The following is an 11,311-nucleotide window of genomic DNA, read 5'->3' as shown; positions in this document are numbered from 1 at the left end:
ATCGAGAACCGCTCGGCGATGACCGACGCAGGGTCATCCGACCGCTACCCGCCGCCGGTAGCGCACGGAAGACCCTGCCACGGTCATCCCCCAGCGGTTCGCGATCAGGTGAATGTGGATGCCTGTCCGCGCACCCAGGGGCAGGCGTCCTAGGTCGTAAAGTGTCAGCGTGCGGCCGTTGTTCAGCTCGACCCAGGGGTCCAGGTCCCAGGGCCAGCAGATGTGATGGCTGACATGGGTGTCGAAAAGGCCCAGGGGCGGCATTCGGCTGGCGCGGGCCATCTCCTTGAACATGCGCAGGAAAGGGTACATCGGCGGTCTCCGGTTTCCTGCCGCATTGACCCGGCGTTCACCTGTCGTCAAGCAGAACGCTGCGGAAGCCATTGCCCTTTCGCCCCCCGGTCGCTACCTCTGCCCAAATCCTGACGGAGAGCCCGATGACTTCGCTGTACCAGATCCTGATGCTGATCCTGAACGTGGCCCAGTTCATCATCTTGGCCCATGTCATCATGAGCTGGCTGATCAACTTCCAGGTCCTGAACATCCGTCAGCCGCTGGTGGCGCAGATCTGGTACGGGCTGAACCGCCTGCTGGAGCCGCTTTACGCCCCGATCCGCCGTATCCTGCCGCCGATGGGGCTGGACCTGGCCCCGCTGATCGTCCTGATCGCGGTCTATGCCCTGCAGATCATCCTGACGAACAACGTCGCCGCATTCCTCTGACGTTGGACCGCGCCGCCCAGCTTCTGCAGTCCGTCTTCGGCTTCCCCGACTTTCGTCCGGGCCAGGCCGAGATTGTGCAATCGGTGCTGGAAGGCCGCAATACCCTGGCAATCATGCCGACGGGCGGCGGCAAGTCGCTGTGTTTCCAGCTGCCGGCGCTGTGCCGCGACGGGGTGACGGTAGTCATCTCGCCCCTGATCGCCCTGATGCGCGACCAGGTCCGGGCCTTGAAGGCGGCGGGGGTCGAGGCCGGGGCGCTGACCTCGGGCAACACGGATGAAGAGACCGAGGAGGTCTTCCAGGCCATCGACGAGGGGCGGCTGAAGCTTTTGTACATGGCGCCCGAGCGGCTGGCCTCGGGCTCGGCGATGGCGCTTCTGCGGCGGGCGAAATGCAGCCTGATCGCGGTGGACGAGGCGCATTGCGTCAGCCAGTGGGGCCACGACTTCCGCCCCGACTACCTGCGGATTGGCGAACTGCGTCGCAGCTTGCAGGTGCCGCTGGCAGCCTTCACCGCGACGGCAGACGAAGAAACGCGGGCCGAGATTGTCACCCGGCTTTTCGACGGTGAACAACCGGTCACATTCCTGCGCGGCTTCGACCGGCCAAACATCCACCTGGCCTTCGCGGTCAAGGATGGCCCGCGCGACCAGATCCTGCGCTTTGCTGCGGCCCGCAAAGGGCAGTCGGGCATCGTCTACTGCGCGACCCGGGCCAAGACCGAGACTTTGGCCGGCGCCTTGCGCGAGGCGCGGCACGAGGCGGTGGCCTATCACGGCGGGATGGAGGCCGACGAACGCCGCCGGGTCGAGGTACGCTTCCAGCGCGAGGACGGGCTGATCGTGGTGGCGACCATCGCCTTCGGGATGGGGATCGACAAGCCCGACATCCGCTGGGTCGCCCACGCCGACCTGCCGAAGTCGATCGAGGGCTACTACCAGGAAATCGGCCGGGCTGGACGCGATGGCTCTCCGGCCGAGACGATGACGCTTTACGGCCCCGATGACATCCGCCTGCGCCGGTCGCAGATTGACGAAGGCGCGGCGCCGGGGGACCGCAAGGCCGCAGACCATGCCCGGCTGAACGCGCTCCTCGGTCTGGCCGAGGCGCTGGGCTGTCGGCGGCAGGTGTTGCTGGGCTATTTCGGCGAGACGGCAGAGCCGTGCGGGAACTGCGACCTGTGCGACCGCCCGGCGCAGCTGTTCGACGCGACGGAGGCGGTCCGCAAGGCGCTGTCGGCGATCCTGCGCACCGGGGAGTGGTTCGGGGCGGGGCATCTGATCGACATCCTGACCGGCACGGCGACCGCGAAGGTCCGGGAACGCGGTCACGACCAGCTGCCGACGTTCGCGGTTGGAAAGGACCTGTCGAAACCCGCCTGGGGGGCCGTCTTTCGCCAGATGATGGGCCGTGACCTCGTGCGCCCCGACCCCGACCGGCACGGGGCCTTGCGGATGACCGATGCGGCGCGGCCCGTGTTGCGGGGCGAGGCCTCGGTGACGCTGCGGCGCGACACGGTGGTGGCAGCGGGCGACCGCGAGCCGGTGGTCCGCGCCCAGGTCGCGGATGAGGATCTGGGGCTTTTGGCCCTGCTGAAAGCCCGGCGGCGGTCTCTGGCCGAGGCGCAGAACGTGCCGGCATATGTGGTTTTCCCGGACAAGACGCTGATCGAGATGGCGGAGAAGAAGCCAGCCACGCTGGACCAGATGGCCGGGATCACCGGCGTCGGCGCGCGGAAGCTGGAAAGCTACGGCGCGGCGTTCCTGGAGGTGATCACCGGCGCGGCGGAGGGGCTGCACCCGGCGCGGATGAAGCTGGCGGGGCGGCCCGAGGGGGCCGTCTTCGACCGGCTGGCAGAGATTCAGCTGTCGCTGTCCCGGGGCGAGGACGGGACGGGGAAGTACCTGACCTGCACCCACTCGACCCTGCGGGCCATCGTGGAGCGGCGACCCTCGACGCTGGGTGAACTGGCGGGAATCCAGGGGATGGGCGAGCAGAAGGTGGAACGCTTTGGCGAAGCCTTCCTGGCGGCCCTGCGCGACGGCTGACGCCAAGCGGGGCCACGGGGGGCGTGCCGGGCTTGGGGGCGAAACCGCTTCGGGAAAGGCTCGCGCCATCCCCTCACCCTGACCCTCTCCCCCGGGGGGAGAGGGGACGCGGTTCGTCTGCGGTGCGCTGCATGTCTGGTGCAGCACCGGGCCGCGGCGGTGGGCTGCCTCCGGCGGGGATATTTCGGCCAGTATGAAATGGTGTTCCGGAAAGATGATCTGCCGGGATGCAGGGGGCCGCGCCGTCAGGGTCTGGGGCGGATGGTGGAGCGCAAGGGGACCAGCTGTTGCCGGCACACCTGGGCAAAGATGTCCGGCCGGAAAGAGCGTCGGGGACTGCGGGCCGAGGCGGGCCCGCCGTCGTAGTGCATGGGCGCGTTCCTCAGGCGGCGCTTTCGGCGGGGGGGGCGACCGGGGGCCGGGCCTCGGGGGGGCAGTGTTCGCCAAGCGCGCCCTCGATGGCGGTCTTGCGCAGGGGTTTCGTCAGGTAGCGGTCGATGCCGGCGGCAAGGATCGCATCTGCGTCGCCTTCCATCGCATGGGCGGTCAGCGCCACGATCGGCACCGTCGCGCCCATTGCCCGAAGCGTGCGGGCGGCTTCCTTGCCGTCCATCTCGGGCATCGAGATGTCCATGAAGATCAGGTCGGGCTGGAAGTCCTGGAACATCTCGACCGCGATGCGGCCGTTGTCGGCAAAGCGCAGCTCGATGTCCATGTCGCGGACCATCTTAGCAAAGACAAGCTGGTTGGTCTTGTTGTCCTCGGCCGCAAGGACCCGCATCTGGCGCAGGTCGACGGGGGCGACCGGAGCCGCCTCGGCGATGGCGTCCGGCGGTGGGGCGCTTACGGATTGCAGGTGCCGATAGAGATCGGAGCGCAGGATCGGTTTTTGCAGGATCGCGGCAAAATCGTTGGCGAGGTTGCCAAGGCCCGTGGGGTTGGAACTGAGAAGCATCACCGGCAGGGTATGGCCCGCGACGCGGATATGGTCCAGAAGCTGGACCCCGTCCATCTCGGGCATGGCATGGTCGGTCAGGACAACGTCATAGGCCGGGTCGGTGGCAAGCTTGTCCAGCACTTCCGCGCCAGAACGGCAGAGCGTCACCTCGATCCCGCAGGGGGCAAGCTGGCGTTCCAGGATGGTGCGGTTGATGAACTTGTCATCCACGGCGATGACCCGCTTGACCGAGACCGGGACCTGGACCGGGGCCGACGCTTCGGCCACGGGCAGCGTGACGCGGAAGCCGAAGCTGGAGCCCTTGCCGAAATCGCTGTCGACCCAGACAGCACCGCCCATGTGTTCGATCAGGCGGCGGGTGATCGCCAGCCCCAGGCCAGTGCCTTCGAACTTGCGGTTCCGCTCATCCTCGACCTGATTGAACTCGCCAAAGATGTGGTCGAGGTATTCGGGCGCGATGCCGATGCCGGTGTCTTCGACCGTCACATGCAGGGTCTGGGTGCCGTCTTCGGCATCGACACCCACGACACGGGTCAGAACATGGCCTTTTTCGGTGAACTTCACCGCGTTGCCGATGAGGTTCGTCAGGACCTGCCGCAACCGACCCGGGTCGCCCACGAAACGGGTGGGCAGGAACATGTCGAAGTCGATCATCAGATCAATGCCCTTTTCCCGCGCGCGGGGCTGCAGGAGCATCGTCACCTCGTGGATCGTGCGTTCCAGGTCGAACGGTTCGGGGCGCAGGGTCAGCCGTTCCGCCTCGATCTTGGAATAGTCGAGGATGTCGTTGATGATGACCAAGAGCGCCTCGCCCGACGACCGGATCGTTTCGGCGAAGAGGCGCTGTTCTTCGGACAGCGTTGTGTCGCACAGAAGTTCCGCCATGCCGACGACGCCGTTCATGGGCGTGCGAATCTCGTGGCTCATGTTGGCCAGGAAGGCCGACTTGGCGCGGTTCGCGGCTTCGGCCTGTTTGCGGGCGGCTTCCAGTTGCGACTGCTGTTCGCGCGTCGCGGTGATGTCGGTGCGCAGGCCGACGCGGCCGCCGTCAGGGGTGACGTGGTCGGATTCCAGGATCACCTGTCCCGAGGCAAGCGTATTCTCGGCGATCGTGTCGGCGGCGCGGAAATGGCGAAGCCGTTCGGCAAGCCACTCTTCCTCGCGCCCGACGGCGTCGGGGACGTGGCTGTGCTTCAGCCCGTGGCGCAGGAGGTCCTCGAACGTGACGCCCGGCTGGATGATGGGGGCAGAGTCGGGAAACAGTTCGCGGTAACGCTGATTGCAGGCCAAAAGTCGTTCCTCCCGGTCAAAAAGGACAAAGCCATCGGGCAGGACGTCGATCGCGGCCCAGATGCGCATCTGTTCGGTGATGTCGATGGCAAGAGTGACGATGCCACCATCGTTGGCGCGGCGGTCCTGCAGCTTGATCCAGGTCCCGTTGCGGAGTTTGAGGGTAATCGGCTCGATCCGGTCGGCTTCGATCCGGACGCGCATGCGCTGGACGAAGTCGTCCAGCGGCTCGTCCCCGAGGTCCAGAACAGTGCGGGCGAAGATCGCCACCAGGTCGTCATAAGAGACGCCAGGCGCGACGGGCTGGCCATCGAACCAGGACAGGAAGGCCTGGTTGGCGGTGGCCAGCCTTAAAGTCTGGTCAAAGACGGCGAACCCGTCGCGGATGGTGTTGATCGCGTCCCAAAGCCGGCGTTCGGCCATGACGGCGGCGGTATGCGCGCGGTCAAGGTCTTCGACGAAGCGCAGGTTCTGGTCCTTCAGCAGCTCGGCCTCGGACAGGGCGGATTTCACCACCTGGCGCTGTTCGATGATCTGGTCGGACAGGGCGCGGGCGTGGATCGACAGCTTTTCGTTGGCGGCGAACAGCTCGCGGCTTTTCTGGTCGAGAAGACGCTCGGCCGCCAGCCTGGCGCGGCGTTCTTTCACGAGACGTTCAGAAAGGTCCATTCTGTCCTGATCCTGCGGAAAACGGCGGCGACCGACATCCGGTTTTCGCGACTACCCTCGCCGATCAAAATGAACCAAGCCTTAACGGCGACGGGGTTGTCGGCTTGCCTGCAGGGGCGGGGCCATGCGACAGTCGGCGCACTGCATACGGGAGACATTTGATGCGTGGATTTCTGAAGGCTGCGGTGGCAGTTGCATTCGTCGGCATGTGGGGCATCGGCATGTCGGGGGTCGCGGCCGCTCAGGACCTCATCCCCGAGCGGCGGTTCGTCGTGACCCAGGACCAGGACCTGCCGGGCGGGGACGTCGCATCGGTCTTCGACACCACGATCGAGGCGTGCGAGCGGGCCTGCCTGACCAACGCGCGCTGCACGGGGTATGTGTTCAACACGCGGAACGCCTCCTGTTTCGTGAAGAACAACCCCGGTGAGGGAGCGTTCTTCGCGGGGGCCTACTCGGCCACGGTGATCGAGGCGGATGCGGCGGTGCGGGCGGCGGCGGTCGAGCGGCGGGCGGAACTGACCTTCCTGCCGGACTGGGACATCCAGCCTGCGTTCGAGCAGGCGCAAGGGCTGGGACGGCAGCACACGACGGGGCCGTGGACCGCCGATGAGCATCTGGCGGCGGCGTCGGAGGCCGAGGGTCGGGGCGACTGGGCGGGGGCGGCGGCCTACACTGGCGCGGCGCTGAACCTGACCGACGATGCCGCGACCTGGGGCGACTTCGCGCGGCGGCAGCTGCAGGCGGGGATCGCCGACCAGAACCAGTCGGGCTACTTCTTCTATCAGGCGATGCTGTCGTCGGTGAACGCCTATCTGCGCGCCGAGAACCCGGCTTTGCGCCACACGATCCTGGTGACGATGGCCGATGTGCTTGAACGCAACGGGCGGGGCCGCGATACCGTTTCGGCGCTGCGGCTGGCGCAGTCCCTGCAAGAGCGGGTGGATACGGCGGCGCTGCTGGACGCGGCCATCGGGAAATACGGTTTCCGCATTGCCGAGACTCTGGTGCAGTCCGACCTGGCCCGGCCCCGCATCTGCGCGACGTTTTCCGAGGACCTGGTGGTTTCAGATGTCGATTATGCCTCTTTCGTGCAGCTCAAAGACCCCGGCCTGACGGTCGAGGCTGCCGGCTTGCGGCAGTTGTGCGTGGCGGGCCTGGAGCATGGCAAGCGCTACAGCCTGACCTTCCGCGAAGGCCTTCCAGCCGCTGACGGCCAGGTGATGGCGAAGTCGGTCGAGATCACACAATACGTCCGCGACCGGGCTCCGGGCGTGAAGTTCCCGGGCCGGGGGTATGTCCTGCCCAAAGCGGGCGATCCCGCCCTGCCGGTCGAGACGGTGAACACCGACAAGCTGGACCTGACGCTGTACCGGGTGACGGACCGCAACCTCTTGCGCTCGGTCCAGGATTTCTACTTCGGCGCGCCGATCAACGTCTATTCCGAGGAATATTTCGCCGACACCGTGGGCGAGGCGCTGTGGACCGGCACGGCCTCGGTCGGGCAAGAGGTCAACAAGGACGTCACCACCCGCCTGCCGATGGGCGAGGCGCTGGAGGGGCTTCCGGCGGGCATCTATGCGCTGAAGGCGGCGGTGCCGGGGGTGGACCCCTATACGATTGCGCCCGCCTGGCAGTGGTTCGTGATCTCGGACCTTGGGGTCACGACGATGTCGGGGGTGGACGGGCTTCATGTCTTCGTCCGTTCCCTGGGCACGGCAGGGGCCAAGCCGGGCGTGACCGTGGAACTGCTGAATAAGGCCAACACGGTGCTGGGCACGGCCATGACGGATGACCAGGGCTATGCGCGGTTCGACGCGGGCCTGACGCGGGGGACGGGTGGGTCCGCCCCGGCGATGGTGGTGGTGAAGGAGGCGGATACCGACATCGCCTTCCTGTCGCTGACCGATCCGGAGTTTGACCTTTCGGACCGTGGGGTTGAAGGACGCGAGGCGGCGCCTCCGGTGGATGTTTTCGTCACGATGGACCGCGGCGCCTATCGCGCGGGGGAGACGGTCTATGTCACCGCGCTGGCCCGGGATGCAGAACAGGCGGCGGTCGAGGGGCTGCCGCTGACGGCGGTCTGGAAACGCCCGGATGGGGTCGAGTATTCGCGCTTCTTGGCGACTGATTGGGGCGGAGGCTATGTCTTCTCGCAGGTCGTCGCCGGGTCGGCCCCGCGTGGCGTCTGGCGGCTGGAGCTGTTTGCCGATCTGGAAGCCCCGGCGCTGACGTCAAAGACTTTCCTGGTCGAGGATTTCTTGCCCGAACGCATCGACTTTGACCTGACGCTGGCCGATGCGCCGCTGCTTGTCGGACAGGACTCGGCGGTCGATCTGACGGTGGCTGCGAAGTACCTGTTCGGTGCCCCCGGCGCGGGTCTGGCCATCGAGGGCGAGGTTCTCTTGCGCGCGGCAGACGGACTGGCGGCTTTCCCGGGCTATGTCTTTGGTCGCCACGACCAACCCTTCAGCGCGCAGATGACGTCGCTGAATGGCGGCGAGACCGACGATGCGGGCAATGCGACCATCCCGGTCTTCCTGCCTATGGTCGAGGACCCGCACCGCCCGCTGGAGGCCCGCGTGACGATCCGCGTGGCCGAAGGCTCGGGCCGCCCGGTAGAGCGGTCTGTGACGAAGGCGGTGACCTCGGCTGAACCGATCATCGGGGTGAAGCCCCTGTTCGACGGGGTCGCACCTGAAGGCGGCGAGGCGCGGTTCCAGCTTCTTGCCGTGCAGGGGGAGACGGCGGTGGCTCTGCCGGTCAAATGGACCGTGTCCCGCGTGCAATACGACTACCAGTGGTATCAAAGCTACGGCAACTGGAGCTGGGAGCCGGTGGTCAGCCGCGAGGTGGTGGCCGAGGGCGAGGCCACGCTTGGCACGGCCCCGGTCGAAGTTGCGGCGGACGTAAGCTGGGGGACCTATGAGGTCCTGGTGACGGCGGCGGATGGTGGGAAGGCGGCGACGTCGACCGAGTTCTATGCAGGCTGGTATGCGCCTGCGGACGCCTCGGCCACTCCGGACACGCTGGAGCTGTCCTTGGACAAGCCCGCCTACAAGCCGGGCGACACGGCGACCTTGCGGATCGTGCCGCGCGCGGCGGGGACGGCGCTGGTGACGGTGCTGTCGAACCGGCTGGTCGCCATGCAGGCGGTAGAGGTGAAAGAGGGCGAGAACCTGATCCAGCTTCCCGTGACGGATGAATGGGGCGCGGGGGTCTATGTGACGGCCTCGGTCCTGCGGCCGATGGACGTGGCGGCGGGCCGGAACCCGGCGCGGGCCTTGGGGCTGACCCATGCCAGCATCGACCCCGGCGCGCGCGCCCTGAAAGCGACGGTCGAGATGGCGGCCGAGGCTGCGCCTCGCGGGCCGCTGGACGTGGCGGTGAAGGTCGAGGGCGTGGCGGCGGGCGAGACGGCCTATGTCACCATCGCGGCGGTGGATGTGGGCATCCTGAACCTGACGGGGTTCGAGGCCCCCGATCCGCAGGGCCATTACTTCGGTCAGCGTCGGCTGGGCGTCGGCATCCGCGACATCTATGGCCGGTTGATCGACGGGCTGAACGGGGCCACGGGCGAGGTCCGCTCGGGTGGCGATGCGGGCGCGCAGGCGCGGTTGCAGGCTCCGCCCCCCACGGAAGAGTTGGTGGCGTACTTCACTGGTCCGGTCGAGGTCGGGGCGGATGGCTATGCGCGGGCGACATTTGACCTGCCGTCGTTCAACGGCACGGTGAAGGTGATGGCCGTGGCCTGGTCCAAGACCGGGGTCGGGCAGGCCAGCGCCGATGTGCTGGTGCGCGATCCGGTGGTCGTCACGGCCTCGGTGCCGCGCTTCCTGTCGCCGGGCGATACCTCGCGGCTGCTGCTGGAGGTGGTCCATGCGACGGGGCCTTCGGGGCGGATGAGTCTCGATGTGGCGGCCAGTGGCCTGACTTTGGGCGATGTGCCCTCGGGCTTTGACCTGGGCGACAAGGCCAAGGCCGTGTTCGAGGTGCCGGTGACGGCGGGCGGGGTGGGCGTGCAGACCATCGACATTTCGCTGACCACGCCGGACGGGAAGGTGCTGAAGAAGACGCTGACAATTCCGGTGCAGGTGAACGACCCCGAGGTCGCGCGGATTTCGCGGCTGGAGCTGGCGTCGGGCCAGACCTTCACCTTCGACGGCGACGTCTTTGCCGGGCTGGTGCCGGGGTCGGGCAAGGCCACGATGGCCATCGGCCCTCTGGCGCGGCTGAACGCTCCGGGCCTGCTGGCGGCCCTGGACCGTTATCCCTATGGCTGCACCGAACAGATGACCAGCCGCGCACTGCCGCTGCTTTACTTCGACGAAGTGGCGCGGGTGATGGAGCTGGAAGGCGACGCCGAACTTGCAGGCCGGATCAACGAGGCCATCGTCGAGATCCTGGCGAACCAGTCCTCGACCGGGGGGTTCGGTCTCTGGGGGCCGGCGGACGGCGACCTGTGGCTGGACGCCTATGTCACGGACTTCCTGAGCCGGGCCAAGGCGCAAGCCTATGCGGTGCCCGAAGTGGCGTTCAAGTCGGCGCTGGCGAACCTGCGCAACCAGGTGAACTACGCGCCCGACTTCAGCGCCGAGACGAACGGCGGGGGCGAGGCCTTGGCCTATGCGCTGATGGTGCTGGCGCGGGAAGGTGCCGCGGCGATCGGCGATCTGCGCTACTATGCCGACGTGAAGGGCGACGACTTCGCGACTCCGCTTGCGATGGGGCAGGTGGGCGCGGCGCTGGCGTCCTACGGCGATCAGGCGCGGGCGGATGCGATGTTCCGCAAGGCCGTGGCGAAGATGGAGGCCGAGGCGCCCGAACAGGGCCAGGTCTGGCGGGTGGACTATGGCACCCGCTACCGCGACGCGGCGGCGCTGCTGACGCTGGCGGTCGAGGCGGGGTCGAACGCGGTGGACCGTGAGGCGCTGACGGATCGGCTGGCGGCGCAAGGCACCAACCTCTCGACGCAAGAGGCGACCTGGGCGCTGCTTGCGGCCAACGCGCTGATCGACCGGCCGGCGGTGGACGGGCTGACCATCGACGGCCAGCCTGCCTCTGGCCCCTTGGTGCGGGTGCTGGACGCGGGGTCGGTGACTCCGGTCGTGGTAAAGAACGACGGGCCGGATACGACGGTCACAGTCACCACCTATGGCGTCCCTGCGGAACCCGAACCGGCGGGCGGCAACGGCTATGCGATCACCCGCAGCTACTTCACGATGGCCGGCGAGTCGGTGACGGCGGACAGCGTGGCGGCCGGGACACGGCTGGTGACTGTGCTGGAAGTGACGCCGTTCGCTTATGGCGAGGCGCGGCTGATGGTCAGCGATCCCCTGCCCGCCGGGTTCGAGATCGACAACCCGAACCTGATGTCGGCGGGCTCGACCTCGGAACTGGGCTGGCTGGACAGCCTGCAGGACGTGGCCCACTCCGAGTTCCGGCAGGACCGCTTTCTGACCGCGGTGGATTGGCGGTCGGACCAGCCGTTCAAGCTGGCCTACGTCGTCCGCGCGGTCAGCCCGGGCACGTTCCACCATGCCGCTGCCTCGGTCGAGGACATGTACCGCCCCGACTTCCGGGCGCGCAGCGAGACGGACAAGGTCACGATCACCAAGTGATGG

The 11,311-nt window shown here is 67.5% G+C and carries 4 protein-coding genes and 1 pseudogene; 3 read left to right on the top strand and 2 right to left on the bottom strand.

All coding sequences use genetic code 11. The features are described from left to right. Positions 1-45 precede the first annotated feature (45 nt). Positions 46-312, bottom strand: a pseudogene (locus U1E69_RS09765) (thioesterase family protein); the annotation flags it as partial. Between the two features lie 125 nt (positions 313-437). Here U1E69_RS09765 and U1E69_RS09760 point away from each other — a divergent pair. Together U1E69_RS09760 and recQ are read left to right on the top strand one after the other, a co-directional pair. Beyond that, positions 438-722, top strand: a complete 285-nt coding sequence (locus tag U1E69_RS09760) for a YggT family protein (RefSeq protein ID WP_295070709.1) — start codon at positions 438-440, stop codon at positions 720-722. 2 nt (positions 723-724) lie between these two features. Beyond that, complete coding sequence (gene recQ / locus U1E69_RS09755) at positions 725-2,770, top strand: DNA helicase RecQ (protein ID WP_322244189.1); 2,046 nt, start codon at positions 725-727, stop codon at positions 2,768-2,770. A gap of 382 nt (positions 2,771-3,152) precedes the next feature. Here recQ and U1E69_RS09750 read toward each other — a convergent pair whose 3' ends face one another. Next, entirely contained in the window at positions 3,153-5,687 is a 2,535-nt protein-coding gene (locus U1E69_RS09750) for a hybrid sensor histidine kinase/response regulator (protein WP_322244188.1), read from the bottom strand. A 161-nt stretch (positions 5,688-5,848) separates the two neighbouring features. Between U1E69_RS09750 and U1E69_RS09745 the strand changes: the two genes are divergently transcribed. Beyond that, complete coding sequence (locus tag U1E69_RS09745; RefSeq protein ID WP_416200269.1) at positions 5,849-11,308, top strand: alpha-2-macroglobulin family protein; 5,460 nt, start codon at positions 5,849-5,851, stop codon at positions 11,306-11,308. The last annotated feature ends 3 nt before the right edge of the window (positions 11,309-11,311 follow it).

It is taken from the genome of Tabrizicola sp. (genome assembly GCF_034366665.1).
GTDB lineage: Bacteria > Pseudomonadota > Alphaproteobacteria > Rhodobacterales > Rhodobacteraceae > Tabrizicola.
The sequence above is the reverse complement of the archived record's forward strand: the minus strand, read 5'-3'. Positions and strand labels throughout refer to the sequence as shown.